Here is a 16768-nt window from a genome sequence, read left to right on the forward strand (position 1 = left end):
GCTGACACTGCACTGTATGGTCGACTATTGTGGTAACTGTCCCAGTACACTTCTAAACTGTTCCGGTATCGTTTCCGACAAGAATAAAATGCCTGTGAAATCGAGTGCTGCGTCATGACCAACCTCTTGCTCTACCAACGTATTGCTCAGCAACTGGCCGAAGACATCCGCCGTGGTGTCTATCAACCGGGGGAGCGCGTGCCTTCGGTGCGCAAGATGAGTTCGCAGCTCAATGTCAGCCATGCCACGGTGTTACAGGCCTATGCCAACCTCGAAGATCAGGGGTTGATCCGTGCCCGGCCGCAGTCGGGTTACTACGTGCACCAGACGCCGGCCCTTACTGCGCCGACGCCGGACATCGCCCGGGTCGAGCGCCCGGGCCTGGTCACCCGAAGCAGCATCATTCAACAGGTACTGGTCGAATCTCGCCGCGAAGGTGTGTTCCCTTTGGGCGCAGCGGTGCCGAGTGTTGACTATCTGCCGGTACGGGCCCTGCATCAGCAATTGGCCAAAGTCACCCGTTTCCACAGCCCCCGTGCGTTCAGCTACATGTTCAGCCCCGGTTTCGAGCCGCTGCGCCGACAAGTGGCAATCCGCATGCGCGATGCCGGCGTGGTGGTCGATCCTTCGGAAGTGGTGATCACCCACGGTTGTGTCGATGCCCTGCAGATGTCCTTGCGGGTGCTGACCCGGCCGGGCGATCTGATCGCTGCCGAGTCGCCGACCTATTACGGTTTGCTGCAACTGGCCGATCTGTTGGGACTCAAGGTCATCGAGATCCCTAGCGATCCTGCCACCGGCATGAGTCTCGAAGCCCTGCAGCTTGCGGCCAATCAATGGTCGATCAAGGCACTGGTGCTGACCACGCGTCTGAGCAATCCATTGGGCGGCACCATGCCCGAAGAGCGGCAGAAACAACTGCTGCGCCTGGCGTCGGACTTCGACATCCAGATTGTCGAGGACGATATCTACGGCGAGCTGATGTTCGAGCAGGGGCGCACCAAAGCGCTCAAGGCCTATGATCGACTGGACCGGGTGATCTATTGCTCCAGTTTCTCCAAAACCCTGTCGCCAGGTGTGCGTATCGGCTGGATGATTGCTGGCAAGTTCCAGCAGGAAATCCAGCGTTTGCAGACTTTCAGTACTCATTCCGCTTGTAGCGTCACACAAATGGGCATTGCCGCTTATCTGGAGAATGGCGGTTACGACCGACATTTGCGTTACATCCGTCAGGAATACCGAAAGAACCTCAGCGCCTTCCAGTTGGCGGTACAGCAGTATTTCCCTGAAGGCACGCAAATGACGCGCCCAACCGGCGGCTTCATTTTGTGGGTGAGTTTGCCAGGAAGGGTCAATACCCAGGAATTGCACGTGCGAGCGTTGCAACAGGGCATCAGTATTGCGCCGGGGCTGATTTTCAGTAACACCGAGCAGTTCAATCATTGCATCCGGCTGAACTGCGGGATCCCCTGGAACCGAGAAGCCGAACGCGCATTGATGACCTTGGGCATGCTCGCCACCCAGCTTTGCCAGGAAATGGCCATCAGCCTGTGACGGGGCGGGCAGGTTATTTCTGCCCGTGCTTGTCATGTCGCCTGCAACGAGCGAGCATATCGCCCCTCTGTCGTTTGCGCGATTTGCGCCGTTGGGTCCATGAAACCGATTTTTCCTGCCGCCTGGTTGTTGATCTGCCTGTTAGTCAGCGCTCAGCCGGTATCCGTTTTGGCTGCTTCCGTTCAGGACAAGCCGGCCGCAAGCACTCCTTCGAAAAACCTGACTCCCGCAAAAAAAACGGCACCGGTTAAAAAGAAAGCCGCTGCGGAAAAAAAACGCCCACCGATGGCCTCCAAGTCGAAACCGGCCAGTGAGGTGGTGAAAACCCAACTCCCTTCACCCAATCTGGATCTGAGCCTGCCCAAGGACATGGTCGAGGAGCTCAAGCCGATCGGTACCGTGCCATTGCCTAGGCACGAAACAGTCTTGCCGCAAATGTTCGGTGACAAAAGCAGCCAGTTCCAGCTCAACGGACGCCTGATCAGCAATGAAATGAAGTTGCAACTGCGCAACGAAGAGCGCCGTGAAGTCGAAGGTGCAGCACTGGAATTCGAATTCAAGCGCTAATTCCTTCCCATCCGTGACCCGCTTGTCAGACGCTTTGTCGCAGACTGGTCGGTCACGCCCCTTTCCGGGAAAAACCCGGGTCAGGTAATTTAAAACAACTGTTTTAGCGGTTACTCTGTGCCTCGTCCTTTAACACATCGCCCGTCGCGAGGAGCTCGTCGTCATGAAATGCCGTGAAGGCTGTGGCGCCTGTTGCATTGCCCCGTCCATCAGTTCACCGATTCCCGGTATGCCCAACGGCAAAGCTGCCGGGGAACGTTGCCTGCAATTGTCTGCCGAGAACCTGTGCAACATTTTTGGCAAACCGGAGCGGCCGGCGGTGTGTTCGGCGTTCGAGGCGGATGTCGAGGTGTGCGGCAGCACCAGTGAAGAGGCCATCAGGTTAATTGGCTGGTGGGAGCAAATGACCGCCGCGTGATGTGTCAACGAACGGAACTTCAACAATAAGGAATAAGACTATGGGTTCGCTGCATCGTATGGCTGTGCTGTGTGGGTTGTCGGCTGTATTGGCCACTTCGGTCGCTCAGGCCGAAGACTGGAAAGTCGCCAAAAATGAAGACGGCATCAAAGTATCCCTGAGTGAAGTGGCCGGTTCCGATTACAAGGCCTATCAGGGCGTCACTTTGATGAAAACCACTATTGCCAAACTACGTGCGTTGCAGGAAGACGTGCCTGGCGCCTGCTCCTGGATTCACGAATGCAAGACCCAGAAGTTGCTCAAGCACGAAGGCGATCAGAGTTGGACTTACACTCAATTCAATACCCCATGGCCGGTCACCCCGCGTGATTCGGTGCTGCATGTCACTACCATCGAAGGCGCCGACGGCAGCCTGACCCGCAAGCTCGAAGGCGTGCCCAAGTACCTGCCGGAAGAAAAAGGCTTTGTGCGGGTCGCCAAGGTCGATGGCTTCTGGAAGTTCGTTCCCAAGGGTGATCAGGTTGAAGTGACCTATCAGGTACACACCGAGCCGGGTGGCAGCGTACCGTCGATGGTTGCCAACAAGTTCGTGGTCGATGCACCGTTCGATACCTTGAAAAACCTCAAGGCTCGGGCTGAAAAATAATCCCCTTCGCCCTCTCAAGGGCATGGTTGAAGGGGCATGGTTGATCGTTCCCACGCTCTGCGTGGGAATGCATCCCGTGACGCTCCGCGTCACATTGCGCAGGACTCAAGCCTTGCGTCGCCAGTGGAACGCGGAGCGTCCCTTGCGGCATTCCCAACCAAGTTGCAGCCTTTATTGTGTTTCCAGATATACGTTGCACATAATTTCACAAAGCCTCCAAGACAATTCGCGCGCGCCGGCATGACCGGGCAGTAATCAATGGCAATGCCGCGGTTGATCGTGCACCATTTGCGCACCGCGCAAACCCCGGGGCCAAGTAATGGCCGATAGAGGGCAGGGCGCAGCTGTTTTTTTGAAACTTCAACTTCCAATGGGTCCTAAAACGACATGGCAATCCCGGACGCCCTGAATCAGCAGCGAGCCTCGAGTCGCCTGCTGCAACCGACCGTCAAATCGCATCTGGCCTACACGCTGCTGTGCGCTCTGGTCATGATGGTGATGTTTTCCGCGCTGCGCCTCGCACTGCTGGTCTACAACCGCGAAATGATCCTCAATACACCGGCCTCGACCTTTGTCGAGGCGTTCGCCAACGGCCTGCGTTTCGACCTGCGTCTGGTGGTGTACCTCAGTGTTCCATTGCTGCTGGCGCTGTTCAGTGCCCGTGTCATGGCGGCGCGCGGATTTTTCCGCCTGTGGCTGACGGTGGCCTCCAGCATCGCGCTGTTCCTGGGCTTGATGGAGATGGACTTCTACCGTGAATTCCACCAGCGCCTGAACGGCCTGGTCTTCCAGTATGTGAAGGAAGACCCGAAAACCGTGATGAGCATGCTCTGGTACGGTTTTCCGGTGGTTCGCTACCTGCTGGCCTGGGCCGTAGGCACCTGGATCCTCAGCCTGGCGTTCAAGGGCGCTGACCGTGCCACCCGTCCCCGTGGTCCCTTCAGCGGCGGTAGCATCAGCACACGCCAGGTTGCTCCTTGGTACGTGCGTGCCGCGGTATTCGTGGTTTGCCTGATGATCTGCGTGGTCGCGGCCCGTGGCACCCTGCGTCAGGGCCCGCCAATGCGTTGGGGTGACGCCTATACCACCGAGTCCAACTTCGCCAACCAACTGGGCCTCAACGGCACGCTGTCCCTGGCGGCGGCGGCCAAGAGCCGGATGTCCGAAGATCGCGACAACATCTGGAAAGCCACGTTGCCGCAAGCGATGGCGCAGCAGACCGTACGCGACATGTTGGTGATGCCGGACGACAAACTGGTGGATGCCGAGACCGCAGCGGTGCGTCGCGATTACACGCCACCGGCCGACAAGACCCTGCCAATCAAGAACGTTGTCGTGATCCTGATGGAGAGCATGGCCGGTCACTCGGTGGGCGCACTGGGCGCGCCGGGTAACATCACCCCTTACATGGACAAATTGGCGAAGGAAGGCCTGCTGTTCGACCGCTTCTTCTCCAATGGAACCCATACGCACCAGGGCATGTTCGCCACCATGGCGTGCTTCCCGAACCTGCCGGGTTTCGAATACCTGATGCAGACACCGGAAGGCAGTCACAAACTGTCCGGCCTGCCGCAGTTGCTCAGCGCCCGTAAGTACGACGACGTGTACGTCTACAACGGCGACTTCGCTTGGGACAATCAGTCGGGCTTCTTCAGCAACCAGGGCATGACCAACTTCATCGGGCGTAACGACTTCGTCAATCCGGTGTTCTCCGACCCGACCTGGGGTGTGTCCGACCAGGACATGTTCACCCGTGGACTAGAAGAGCTGAAAGCCCGCGACGGCAAGGACAAGAAACCGTTCTATGCCTTGCTGCAAACGCTGTCCAACCACACGCCTTACGCCTTGCCGACGCCATTGCCGGTCGAGCGCGTGACCGATCGTGGCAGCCTGAACGAACATTTGACCGCCATGCGTTACGCGGACTGGTCGCTGGGTCAGTTCTTCGAACAGGCCCGCAAGGAGCCGTACTTCAAGGAAACCCTGTTTGTCATCGTCGGCGACCACGGTTTCGGCAACGAGCGTCAGATCACCGAAATGGACCTGGGGCGTTTCAACGTGCCGATGCTGATGATCGCACCGGGCATCCAGGAAAAATTCGGCAAGCTTGACCACACTGTCGGCACTCAAATCGACATCGTGCCGACCATCATGGGCCGTATCGGCGGGGAAGTGCGCCATCAGTGCTGGGGTCGCGACCTGCTCAATCTGCCTGAGGGCGATACCGGTTTTGGCGTGATCAAGCCATCGGGGAGCGAGCAGACTACTGCCATCGTGACCGCTGACGAGATTCTGGTGCTGCCGAAGGACAAGGACATGGTGCCGAAGATGTACCGGTATGAACTGGGCGCCAATCCGCACGCCGAAGTGATACCGGATGCACCTCGCACCGCCGAGATGAAAACGAAGCTGGAAGCGTTCCTGCAAACGGCGACCAAGAGCCTGCTCGATAACACCGCCGGTGTCGTCGACGGCAAGCCGGACTAAGTAGCAACGTAATAAAAAGAGGCCCTTCAAAAGGGCCTCTTTTTTTTGCCGGTCAGATCTTCATATCTTGCCGAGTAACAACAGGATCAGTATCACCACCAACACCACACCGATGATACCGGACGGGCCATACCCCCAACTTCTGGAGTGCGGGAAGACCGGCAGACCACCGATCAGTAACAGGATCAGAATGATGAGTAGAATTGTGCCCATGTCTATTTCCTTGCTGTAAGAATTCAGGAATGACCTAGTCGTTAATGGTCAGCGGGAATGTAATTAATTCAAGCTGCTTAAAAAATCCGACTGTCGCGCAACGAAGAAAATTCCAAGTTTTTTTAATGTTTTTCGAACAGAGGATTATTTCGTTTCTACAGGCACTAGTTGGTGGCGACGCTTCGAGGGTTTGCTCGGGCCATTCAGCAATCTGATGGAGCGTGGGTCGGGCAGTATCCTTCGCTACACTCGACGCATCTTCCCCGGAACAACAAGGCTGTTTGCTATGCAAAATCGCATGATGATCACTGGTGCGGGCTCTGGCCTGGGTCGCGAAATCGCGCTGCGCTGGGCGCGTGAAGGCTGGCAAATGGCTTTGTCCGACGTCAGCGAACCCGGCCTGCAGGAAACCCTGAGACTGGTGCGCGAAGCCGGTGGCGACGGTTTTATCCAGCGTTGCGACGTACGCGATTACAGCCAATTGACCGCTTTTGCCCAAGCCTGTGAATTGAAGCTTGGCGGCATCGATGTGATCGTCAACAACGCGGGCGTGGCTTCGGGTGGGTTCTTCAGTGAGCTGTCCCTGGAAGACTGGGACTGGCAGATTGCAATCAACCTGATGGGCGTCGTCAAAGGCTGCAAGGCCTTCCTGCCTCTGTTGGAAAAGAGCAAAGGCAAGATCATCAACATCGCGTCAATGGCTGCATTGATGCAAGGCCCGGCCATGAGCAACTACAACGTGGCCAAGGCTGGCGTCGTGGCGTTGTCCGAAAGCCTGCTGATCGAACTGGCGCAGCAGGAAGTCGGCGTGCATGTGGTTTGTCCGTCGTTCTTCCAGACCAATCTGCTGGATTCATTCCGTGGCCCGACGCCGGCCATGAAGGCCCAGGTCGGCAAGTTGCTGGAAAGCTCGCCGATCAGCGCTGCCGACATCGCCGACTACATCTATCAGCAGGTCGCCGCCGGCGAGTTCATGATCCTTCCTCACGAACAGGGCCGGATGGCCTGGGCGCTCAAGCAGAAGAACCCGCAGTTGCTGTACAACGAAATGACCATCATGGCTGACAAGATGCGCGCCAAGGCCAAACAAACCGCAGGCTGAACTTGCCCGCAAGCGACAGCGTCGTTAGGGTGGCCGCCATCGGCCATCCTCGCGAGACCTTCGCATGCTCAATTATTTGTGGTTTTTCCTTGCTGCGCTGTTTGAAATCGCCGGTTGCTTCGCCTTCTGGATGTGGCTGCGCCAGGGTAAAAGCTTTTGGTGGGTGGTTCCGGCGCTGTTCAGCCTGACTTTGTTCGCGCTGCTACTGACCCGCATCGAAGCCACCTACGCCGGTCGTGCCTATGCCGCTTACGGCGGTATCTACATCATTGCGTCGATCGGTTGGCTGGCGGTGGTCGAGCGGATTCGTCCGCTGGGCTCGGACTGGATTGGCGTGGCGCTGTGCGTGATCGGGGCGAGCGTCATCCTGTTCGGTCCGCGTTTTTCCGCATCCTGAAGGATAATTCCTTCACTCAAACAACTTGTCAGACGTTTCCGTCAGGGGAGTTGTTCGTCGGCTGTCGGTTCTTTCTGGATTACCGCCGTTGCCTTGAAGAGCTGCCGTGCGCCGGGCATCTTCAAAGTCCGGTAACCCTGAAGGACAAAGGCCATGCTAGTACTCAGTCGCGTTGTGGGCGAATTGATTTCCATCGGTGACACCATTTCCATACGCGTCGTTGGTGTCAACGGAAACACTGTACGTTTCGGTGTAGAGGCGCCGCGCAGCGTCAATGTGCACCGCTCCGAGATCTACGAGCGGATCCAGCGCAAAGTGCCCAAAAAGGAAAAATCAGTCGAATAGATGTTTGGGTACATCGTGCTTGAGCATCAACTGGCATTGCTCGCTTTCCGGATCGAAGACGATCAATGCCTGTCCCTTGACCAACGCCTGACGCACCCGCAATACACGGGTTTGCAGCGGCGTGTCATCGCCGTTGTCGGTGCCGTCACGGGTGACGAAATCTTCGATCAGGCGGGTCAGGGTGTCGACTTCAAGTTGGTCGTGGGGAATCAGCATAGGCACCTCGGGTAAACAATTGCGCGATGCTACGGCGAATGATCGATAGCCGCTAGCCTGGGGCTGATGTTGTGCCAGGTCAGACGTCTTCGCGGGCAAGCCTCGCTCCTACAGAGTTCTGCAAACCCCACGATATCTGTCGGAGCGAGGCTCGCCCGCGAAGGCGTCAGCCCCGGCACTACATCATTTGGAGCCCACCGGCTGACAATGGGTCGGGTGCCCAGGCACCACAGGCAACGTACAGCGCAATGCCGCGTTCGCCGGGCTGTTCAATGCCGCCAGTTGCCATAGTTTGGAACCGCGCAACGGGATCAACTGGCCTTGCGGATCGGTCAACAGGCGGTCGAGCATGGCCGGGTTAAACAGGCCGCGATCCTGGCTCGGATCGAGCAGCAGTTCGCGCACCCAGGACTGAGCGACTCAAGCCTTGCCTCGGATCAATCGACGCAAGGCAAAGCGATTCGGATGACACGCCTCGGCCACGGCTCTGGGCAGCGGCAAGGGTTCGTCATCGAGCCAGGCCGCCAACAGTTCGCCTGATAACGGCGCGGTAATCAATCCTCTGGAGCCGTGGCCGCTGTTGACGTACAAACCGTCCAGCCATGGGCAAGGGATGTCCGGAACCTGCCGGGCATCCTTGCTCAGGGCACTGTAGGCGTCGGCGAACATGTGAGCGTCCGCCAGCGGGCCGACAATCGGCAGGTAATCCGGGCTGGTGCAGCGAAACGCCGCGCGGCCTTCGAGTGTCTCAGGTTGCAACGCATCTGCCCGCAGCCGGGTGACCAGGTCCACTGAAATCTCTTCGAGCATCTGCAAATTGCCAGCGTGCTCCGCCGCTGTCGGCGTCAGATCGTCGTTGTTGAAGTCGAAACTGGCACCCAGGGTGTGTTCACCCAATCGTGCTGGCGCGACATAACCTTCGGCGCACACCACGGTGTTCAGCATCTGGCTTTCAGCTGTTTGCGGCAGGCGGGTAATTTGCCCGCGAATGCGTTTGAGTGGCAGGTCGCTGCTGTATGGGAAACGCTTGATCTCGGCCGCGCCGGCCAATACCACGACCGGCGCATCGGCCAGAAATTGTTGGCCATCCCAGGCTTGCCAATGTCCTTGGGATCGACGCAACTCCAGTACATTGTGATGGGTCAGAATCCGGATATTGGGGTGTGACGCTTGCCATTGGCACAATGCAGGCGGATGCACCCATCCGCCTTCGGGGTAAAACAGGCCGCCCCATTGCAGACCGATACCGGCCCGCGTCTGGGCCTGCTCTCTATCGAGTGTGTGCAGCAGGTCTTCGGGAAATGCCTGCGCCAGTTGCGCCTGACGCTCGGCTTCCTTGGCGTTGAAGGCCAGTTGCAGGACGCCGCAGTCGGCCCAGTCGACCCCCCGATGCAATTGCTCAAGCCGGCGTCGGGTGTATCCGAAACCGCTGACGATCAATTGCGATAATGCCGTGCCATGGGCCGACAGTTTGAGATACAGCACACCCTGAGGATTGCCCGAGGCTTCCTGCGCCAGCGCATCGTGACGCTCCAGCAGACTGACTTGCCAACCCCGTGCCGCGAGGCTCGCGGCCGTCGCGCAACCGGCCAGGCCGGCACCGATCACCAGTGCCCGACGTTCACCGGTCAGTGGCGCCGGACGTGCAAACCACGGTTTGGCCCCTGCGGGCGCCGGGATTTCTTCAGGCCAGCCGAGGAACGAGCCCCGCAGGATTTCCCATTTGTGGCCGATACCCGGCGTGCGTTTCATCTTGAAGCCCGCTGCGTTCAGCAAACGGCGCACCCAACCGGTGCTGGTGAACGTGCTGATGGTCGATCCCGGCGCCGCAAGCCGGGCGAGTTCGGCAAACAGCTCGGCGGTCCACATGTCCGGGTTTTTCGCCGGGGCGAATCCGTCGAGGAACCAGGCGTCGATTTGCGCGTCCAGTTGCGGCAACTGTTCCAGCGCATCGCCGATCAGCAGTGTGAGGGTGACGCGTCCGCTGTCCAGTACCAGGCGCTGAAATCCCTGATGAATCGCCACGTACTGGGCCAGCAGTTGATCGGCAAAGACCTTCAGTTCCGGCCACAGCGCCAGGGCGCGTTGCAGGTCGGCAAGGCTCAACGGATATTTTTCGACGCTGACAAAATGCAAACGCACACCGGCGACCGCGTGCTGCTCGAACAACTGCCAGGTACACAGGAAATTCAACCCGGTGCCGAAACCGGTCTCACCAATGACCAACCGCCCGCCCGCCGGCAATGCGGCAAAGCGTTCACGCAATGCGTTCTGTTCAAGGAAGACGTAGCGGGTTTCGTCCAGCCCGGACAGGTCGGAAAAATACACATCATCGAACACCCGCGAACGCGGGAGCCCTTGGTCGTCCCAGTCAAGCTGGGCGTGGGGCATTACAGGTTTCATGGCAGGCTCGGCAACGGCAAGGCGGCCATTCTAGCCGATCGCGGGCGATGCGCTTGACCTGGACACTGTAGGAGCGAGCTTGCTCGCGATGGTCGTTAACGATAACGCGTGCTTGCTGAATGAACGCGCTGCTCTTGAATCCATCGCGAGCAAGCTCGCTCCCACAGGGTCAATCCGCTAGTCTTGCTCACATCTGCAAGGGAGTCATCCATGTTTGAATCCGCCGAAATCGATCACGCCATCGACAAAGAAACCTACGACGCCGAAGTGCCGGCCCTGCGCGAAGCCTTGCTCGAAGCGCAGTTCGAACTTCAGCAGCAAAAACGCTTCCCGGTGATCATCCTGATCAACGGCATCGAAGGTGCCGGCAAGGGCGAGACGGTCAAGTTGCTCAATGAATGGATGGATCCGCGTTTGATCGAAGTCCGTACCTTCGATCAGCAGACCGATGAAGAACTGTCGCGGCCACCGGCGTGGCGATACTGGCGGATGCTGCCGGCCAAGGGCCGCATGGGGGTTTTTTTCGGCAACTGGTACAGCCAGATGCTGCAAGCCCGGGTTCATGGCTTGATCAAGGATCCCAGGCTCGATCAGAGCATCAATGCCGCCGAACGACTGGAGAAGATGTTGTGCGATGAGGGCGCGCTGATCTTCAAGTTCTGGTTCCATCTCTCCAAAAAACAAATGAAAGCTCGCCTCAAGGCGTTGGCGGATGACCCGCTGCACAGCTGGCGCATCAGCCCGCTGGACTGGCAGCAATCTGAAACCTACGGCAAGTTTGTGAAGTACGGCGAGCGCGTTCTGCGCCGTACCAGTCGCGACTATGCACCGTGGCATGTCATCGCCGGGATGGATGCGCATTATCGCAGCCTGGCGGTGGGCAAGATTCTGCTCGAGGGTCTGCAAAATGCTCTGAAGCGGCCGAAAATTCACCCGGAAAAAGTCAGCGCCGCGCCAGTCTTTCCAAGCGTCGATCAAGTGAATCTGCTCGATAGCCTCGATCTGACCTTGTGTCTGGCCAAGAATGATTATGAAGAGCAGTTGATCACCGAACAGGCGCGGTTCTCCGGATTGATGCGTGACAAACGCATGCGCCGCCACGCACTGGTGGCGGTGTTCGAAGGCAACGATGCGGCGGGCAAGGGCGGGGCGATTCGCCGAGTGGCGGCGGCACTGGACCCGCGTCAGTACAACATCGTGCCGATTGCCGCACCGACCGAAGAGGAGCGGGCGCAGCCGTATCTCTGGCGTTTCTGGCGGCACCTTCCGGCGCGGGGCAAATTCACTGTGTTCGACCGTTCCTGGTATGGCAGGGTACTGGTTGAGCGCATCGAAGGTTTTTGCAGTCCGGCGGACTGGTTGCGTGCTTACAGTGAGATCAACGACTTCGAAGAACAGATCGCCGACGCCGGAGTCATCGTGGTCAAGTTCTGGCTGGCCATCGACAAACAAACGCAACTGGAGCGCTTCCAGGAGCGTGAGGAAATCCCCTTCAAGCGCTTCAAAATCACCGAGGATGACTGGCGTAATCGCGAAAAATGGGACGACTATCGCACCGCCGTCGGCGACATGGTCGACCGCACCAGCACTGAAATCTCGCCGTGGACCCTGGTGGAGGCCAATGACAAGCGTTGGGCGCGGGTCAAGGTCTTGCGCACAATCAACCGTGCGCTGGAGGAGGCGTTCGAAAAATCAGATAAACATGAGCGCAAGGGCAAGCAGTAGGGCGATGGTTACGCATACGCGGGATGAATGATTGTCGCGGTCGGTAATTGAGTGAGCTTATGCTCGGTCCACTCTCAACCGACAACAACAATGAGGTATCCCATGCGTGAAGTGGTGATCGTCGACAGCGTGCGGACCGGCCTGGCCAAATCCTTTCGCGGCAAATTCAACCAGACCCGTCCGGACGACATGGCCGCGCATTGCGTCAACGCATTGTTGGCGCGCACCGGCATCGACCCGGCCAGTGTCGAGGACTGCATTGTCGGCGCCGGCTCCAACGAAGGCGCCCAAGGCTTCAACATCGGTCGCAACGTTGCAGTGCTGTCGCGCCTGGGCATCGGCACCGCCGGCATGACCCTCAACCGCTTCTGTTCGTCGGGCTTGCAGGCGATCGCCATTGCCGCCAACCAGATCGCTTCTGGCTGCAGCGACATCATCGTTGCCGGTGGTGTCGAGTCGATCAGTCTGACCATGAAAAGCGTCAACACCGACAATCTGATCAACCCGCTGCTCAAGGAGCAGGTGCCGGGTATCTATTTTCCGATGGGGCAGACTGCCGAAGTCGTCGCTCGTCGCTATAACGTCAGCCGCGAAGAACAGGATATGTACGCCCTGCAAAGCCAGCAGCGCACCGCCCAGGCGCAAGCCTCCGGATTGTTCGACGATGAAATCGTGCCGATGGCGGTGAAGTTCCGCGTGGAAGACAAGACAACAGGCCAGGTGCAGATACTCGACGGCATCGTTGATCGCGATGACTGCAACCGCTCCGACACCTCTCTGGAAAGCCTGGCCGGGTTGAAGCCTGTCTTTGCTGAAGACGGATCTGTGACTGCGGGCAACTCATCGCAGCTGTCTGACGGTGCTTCCATGACTTTGGTGATGAGCCTGGAAAAAGCGCTGGAGTTGGGCCTCAAGCCGAAGGCGTTTTTTCGAGGTTTCACAGTGGCCGGTTGCGAGCCGGACGAGATGGGCATCGGCCCGGTTTTTTCCGTGCCGAAACTGCTCAAGGCCAAGGGCTTGCAGATTGCCGACATCGATCTGTGGGAACTCAACGAAGCATTCGCCTCACAGTGCCTGTACGCGCGTAATAGGCTGGAGATCGAGAACGACAAGTACAACGTCAATGGCGGCTCGATTTCGATTGGTCATCCATTCGGCATGACCGGTTCGCGTCAGGTCGGGCACATCGTTCGCGAGTTGCAGCGGCGCAATCTGCGCTACGGCATCGTCACCATGTGCGTGGGTGGCGGGATGGGGGCTACGGGGTTGTTTGAGGCGGTGCGTTAAGCCTGTGAGGCCGCCTTCGCGGGCAAGCCTCGCTCCTACAGGTTTAGCGTCGATCATAAAATTGGGACCGATGCTAAACCGCTTGCGGTGTCTGGTTATCTGATCAGCGGCGTCTCGCCAATCCGACCTGCACAGTTTCATTCGCGGCGAGGTGCAAACTGTCCCTGTGTACCACACGGCGGTGCGCCTAGAATGACGGTTCTTGACTCTTGGCTTTGGGGTTCGCATGCACATTTCATCCGGTCGCTGGGTTTACGGTCTGTTCCTGGCCTTGCTGACCGCGCTGCTGTGGGGAATCCTGCCGATCAAACTCAAACAAGTGTTGTTGGTGATGGACCCGGTCACGGTGACCTGGTTTCGTCTGATGGTTTCCGGTGGTTGTCTTTTCATTTATCTGGCAGCGACCAAACGTCTGCCGAGCCGCAAGGTACTCGGGCCGCGCGGGGGCTGGCTGGTGTTGATGGCTGTGCTCGGCCTGGTGGGCAACTACGTGTTGTATCTGATGGGCCTGAAACTGCTCAGCCCCGGCACCGCGCAACTGGTGGTGCAGATGGGACCGATCATGTTGTTGATCGCCAGTCTGTTTGTGTTCAAGGAGCGTTTCAGCCTGGGGCAGGGGATTGGCTTGCTGGTGCTGCTGATCGGTTTCGGCCTGTTTTTCAATCAGCGTCTGAGTGAATTGCTTACCTCGTTGACCGACTACACCGCCGGCGTGTTGCTGGTGCTGTTGGCTTCCACGGTCTGGACCTTTTATGCGCTGGGGCAGAAGCAGTTGCTGACGGTGTGGAATTCGTTTCAGGTGATGATGGTGATCTACCTGTTCTGCGGGCTGCTGCTGACGCCGTGGGTGCATCCGCTGGAAGCACTGCAACTGAACCCGTTGCAAGGCTGGCTGCTGCTGGCGTGCTGCATGAATACCCTGATTGCCTATGGCGCATTCGCCGAAGCCCTGGCCCATTGGGAAGCGTCGCGGGTCAGCGCGACACTGGCGATCACGCCGTTGGTGACGTTTGCCGCCGTCGCCATGGCCGCGTGGTGGTGGCCGGAATATGTGCATGCCGAGACGATCAATGGTCTGGGGTATGGCGGGGCGGTGTTGGTGGTGCTGGGGTCGGCGCTGGTGGCGTTGGGGCCGTCGTTGATAGCGGGGTTGAAGGCGCGAAAGGTGCGGATTGCAGCCAATTAAACCGCGTCATCGTTCTTCGCGGGCAAGCCTCGCTCCTACAGGGTTTGCGTCGTTCACGGAAAATGTGATCGACGCAAACCCTGTAGGAGCGAGGCTTGCCCGCGAAGACTGACTCAGCCCTTGGCCCCAGCCTCCAGCATATTCTCCGGCCTTACCCAAGCATCAAACTGTTCATCGGTCAGATATCCCAACTGCAACGCCGCCGCACGCAGCGTCAGCCCTTCGCTGTAAGCCTTCTTGGCAATCTCCGCCGATTTGTCATAGCCAATATGCGGGTTCAGCGCTGTCACAAGCATCAACCCTTGTTCCAGATGCTCAGCCATTTTCCTGGCGTCCGGCTCCAACCCGGCGATGCAATGCTGCTGGAAGTTGCTGCAGCCATCGCCCAGCAGACGGATCGATTGCAACAGGTTGTGGATGATCACCGGTTTGAACACGTTCAGTTGCAGGTGACCCTGGCTAGCCGCAAACCCGATGGTCACGTCGTTGCCCAGTACCTGACACGCCAGCATCGACAGTGCTTCGCACTGGGTCGGGTTGACTTTGCCCGGCATGATCGAGCTGCCGGGTTCGTTGGCCGGCAGCTTCACTTCGGCGAATCCGGCGCGCGGCCCGGAGCCCAGCAAGCGCAAGTCGTTGGCAATTTTCATCAGGGTGACGGCGAGGGTTTTCAGCGCGCCGGAGAGCGTGGTCAGCGGCTCATGCCCTGCCAGGGCGGCGAATTTGTTCGGTGCGGTGATGAACGGCAGTCCGGAAAGGGCGGCCAGTTCGGCTGCAATGGCTTCACCGAAACCGTGAGGCGAATTTAGCCCCGTGCCTACCGCCGTACCGCCCTGGGCCAATTCACACACTGCTGGCAGGGCGTTGCGGATCGCCCGTTCGGCGTAATCGAGCTGCGCTATGAACGCCGAGACTTCCTGGCCAAAGGTAATCGGCGTCGCGTCCATCATGTGCGTGCGCCCGGTCTTGACCAGTTTCATGTGGCGGGCCGCCAGTTCGGCCAGTCCGCCAGACAGTTCACTGATCGCCGGCAACAAGTGCTGCTGCACAGCCTGGGCCGCGGCGATGTGCATGGCAGTGGGGAAGCAGTCGTTGGAGCTCTGGGAGCGATTGACATGATCGTTGGGGTGCACCGGGGACTTGCCGCCGCGAGGGTTGCCAGCCAGTTCGTTGGCGCGTCCGGCGATCACTTCGTTGACGTTCATGTTGCTCTGAGTGCCGCTGCCGGTCTGCCACACCACCAACGGGAACTGGTCGTCGTGGTTGCCGTCGAGCACTTCGTCGGCAGCTTGTTCAATCAGTCGGGCAATGTCGGCGGGCAGATCGCCATTGCGGTCGTTGACCCGTGCCGCGGCTTTCTTGATCAGGGCCAGGCCGTGCAGCACTGCCAGCGGCATACGTTCGGTGCCAATGGCGAAGTTGACCAGCGAGCGTTGCGTCTGAGCGCCCCAATAGGCGTCATCCGGGACTTCAACCTGGCCAAGGCTGTCGGTTTCGATACGGCTCATCGGTCACACTCCTGTAGTTGATTGCGCAGTTTAGGCCATGATCGACGGACGGGGTTCCATCAGTCTCGATTCTGGCCATTGAACCCTCTAAATCAGGCACGACAAGGCTTGGGGTTGAGTGACACACTTTTTTAGGCGCAGAATGGACGTCCTTGGGGTTTTACCTCGCCTGCTAGAAAAGGAAACTCGATGACTCGTCTTCGTGCCATCTGTACCGCGGTTGCATTGGTTTGTGCCAGCGGCCAGGTTTTTGCCGATACCGCCAGCCACAACGCCAGTGCCGAGGCTTTCCTGACCCTGGCGCATGCTGACAAATTGGGCACTCCGGTATACATGCAAGTGCAGCAAATGTTTGCTCAGCGCTTCCAGCAAACCAAAGCCCCGGATTCGAAAAAAGCCGTATTGGAAACCTACCAGGCCAAGGCCAACGCCGCTCTGGACCAGGCCATTGGCTGGAACAAGCTGAAACCGGACATGGTCAAGCTCTACACCACCAACTTCAGCGAATCCGAGCTCAAGGACCTGGTTGCGTTCTACCAGTCTCCATTGGGCAAGAAAGTCCTGGAAAAAATGCCGCAGCTGACTCAGCAATCGGCCCAGATGACTCAGGCCAAGCTCGAAAGCGCAGTACCTGTGGTCAACAAATTGCTGGCTGACATGACTGCCGAGCTGACGCCGAAAGATGCGGCCGCTCCAGCCAAGAAAAAGCCTTAA

Annotated in this window: 16 protein-coding genes and 1 pseudogene; 12 read left to right on the forward strand and 5 right to left on the reverse strand. The window is 58.6% G+C overall.

The window, feature by feature from the left end; all coding sequences use genetic code 11:
• Window positions 1-114: 114 nt before the first annotated feature.
• From CES87_RS15310 to CES87_RS15335, 5 genes are all read left to right on the forward strand, one after another.
• Window positions 115-1554 (forward strand): PLP-dependent aminotransferase family protein, encoded by a 1440-nt coding sequence (locus CES87_RS15310; RefSeq protein WP_128606769.1) that lies wholly within the window; start codon window positions 115-117, stop codon window positions 1552-1554.
• Window positions 1555-1653: 99 nt separating this feature from the next.
• A complete protein-coding gene (locus CES87_RS15315; RefSeq protein WP_128606770.1) occupies window positions 1654-2121 on the forward strand; it encodes a translation initiation factor 2 in 468 nt (155 codons plus the stop codon).
• A 163-nt stretch (window positions 2122-2284) separates the two neighbouring features.
• Window positions 2285-2539 carry a YkgJ family cysteine cluster protein gene (locus tag CES87_RS15320; RefSeq protein ID WP_128606771.1) on the forward strand — a complete coding sequence of 85 codons (255 nt, stop codon included), beginning with the start codon at window positions 2285-2287 and terminating at the stop codon, window positions 2537-2539.
• 40 nt (window positions 2540-2579) lie between these two features.
• Window positions 2580-3185: an START domain-containing protein gene (locus CES87_RS15325; RefSeq protein WP_128606772.1), complete on the forward strand. Its 606-nt coding sequence runs from the start codon at window positions 2580-2582 to the stop codon at window positions 3183-3185.
• Between the two features lie 387 nt (window positions 3186-3572).
• On the forward strand, window positions 3573-5672 hold the full coding sequence (locus CES87_RS15335; protein ID WP_128606774.1) for an LTA synthase family protein: 2100 nt from the start codon (window positions 3573-3575) through the stop codon (window positions 5670-5672).
• Window positions 5673-5732: 60 nt separating this feature from the next.
• Here the strand turns inward: CES87_RS15335 and CES87_RS15340 are convergent, their stop codons facing one another.
• A complete protein-coding gene (locus CES87_RS15340) occupies window positions 5733-5891 on the reverse strand; it encodes a DUF3309 family protein (RefSeq protein WP_170948722.1) in 159 nt (52 codons plus the stop codon).
• Window positions 5892-6171: 280 nt separating this feature from the next.
• Between CES87_RS15340 and CES87_RS15345 the strand changes: the two genes are divergently transcribed.
• From CES87_RS15345 to csrA, 3 genes are all read left to right on the forward strand, one after another.
• Window positions 6172-6987 (forward strand): SDR family oxidoreductase, encoded by an 816-nt coding sequence (locus CES87_RS15345; protein ID WP_128606775.1) that lies wholly within the window; start codon window positions 6172-6174, stop codon window positions 6985-6987.
• Between the two features lie 64 nt (window positions 6988-7051).
• Window positions 7052-7384 (forward strand): YnfA family protein, encoded by a 333-nt coding sequence (locus CES87_RS15350; RefSeq protein WP_128606776.1) that lies wholly within the window; start codon window positions 7052-7054, stop codon window positions 7382-7384.
• Between the two features lie 153 nt (window positions 7385-7537).
• Window positions 7538-7729 carry a carbon storage regulator CsrA gene (csrA, locus tag CES87_RS15355; RefSeq protein WP_128606777.1) on the forward strand — a complete coding sequence of 64 codons (192 nt, stop codon included), beginning with the start codon at window positions 7538-7540 and terminating at the stop codon, window positions 7727-7729.
• Here csrA and CES87_RS15360 read toward each other — a convergent pair.
• The 3 genes and pseudogenes from CES87_RS15360 to mnmC all read right to left on the reverse strand — a co-directional run bounded on the left by CES87_RS15360 (window position 7718) and on the right by mnmC (window position 10348).
• Entirely contained in the window at window positions 7718-7945 is a 228-nt protein-coding gene (locus tag CES87_RS15360; protein WP_128606778.1) for a YheU family protein, read from the reverse strand. The genes csrA and CES87_RS15360 overlap by 12 nt on opposite strands.
• A 267-nt stretch (window positions 7946-8212) precedes the next feature.
• Window positions 8213-8359 (reverse strand): annotated as a pseudogene (locus CES87_RS34315) (hypothetical protein); the annotation flags it as partial.
• A gap of 6 nt (window positions 8360-8365) precedes the next feature.
• The gene (gene mnmC / locus CES87_RS15370; protein WP_128606780.1) at window positions 8366-10348 is read right to left on the reverse strand and encodes a bifunctional tRNA (5-methylaminomethyl-2-thiouridine)(34)-methyltransferase MnmD/FAD-dependent 5-carboxymethylaminomethyl-2-thiouridine(34) oxidoreductase MnmC; all 1983 of its coding nucleotides are present in this window, start codon (window positions 10346-10348) and stop codon (window positions 8366-8368) included.
• 210 nt (window positions 10349-10558) lie between these two features.
• On the opposite strand from mnmC, the gene pap reads away from it, so the two are divergent.
• The 3 genes from pap (at window position 10559) to CES87_RS15385 (ending at window position 14546) form a co-directional block, all read left to right on the forward strand.
• The gene (gene pap, locus CES87_RS15375) at window positions 10559-12073 is read left to right on the forward strand and encodes a polyphosphate:AMP phosphotransferase (RefSeq protein WP_128606781.1); all 1515 of its coding nucleotides are present in this window, start codon (window positions 10559-10561) and stop codon (window positions 12071-12073) included.
• A gap of 102 nt (window positions 12074-12175) precedes the next feature.
• On the forward strand, window positions 12176-13360 hold the full coding sequence (locus tag CES87_RS15380; protein WP_128606782.1) for a thiolase family protein: 1185 nt from the start codon (window positions 12176-12178) through the stop codon (window positions 13358-13360).
• 226 nt (window positions 13361-13586) lie between these two features.
• On the forward strand, window positions 13587-14546 hold the full coding sequence (locus tag CES87_RS15385) for a DMT family transporter (protein ID WP_128606783.1): 960 nt from the start codon (window positions 13587-13589) through the stop codon (window positions 14544-14546).
• 113 nt (window positions 14547-14659) lie between these two features.
• Here CES87_RS15385 and CES87_RS15390 read toward each other — a convergent pair whose 3' ends face one another.
• Window positions 14660-16054, reverse strand: a complete 1395-nt coding sequence (locus tag CES87_RS15390) for a class II fumarate hydratase (RefSeq protein WP_128606784.1) — start codon at window positions 16052-16054, stop codon at window positions 14660-14662.
• Between the two features lie 189 nt (window positions 16055-16243).
• Between CES87_RS15390 and CES87_RS15395 the strand changes: the two genes are divergently transcribed.
• Window positions 16244-16768, forward strand: a complete 525-nt coding sequence (locus CES87_RS15395; protein ID WP_128606785.1) for a DUF2059 domain-containing protein — start codon at window positions 16244-16246, stop codon at window positions 16766-16768.

It is taken from the genome of Pseudomonas sp. ERMR1:02 (assembly GCF_002277815.1).
Lineage (GTDB): Bacteria > Pseudomonadota > Gammaproteobacteria > Pseudomonadales > Pseudomonadaceae > Aquipseudomonas.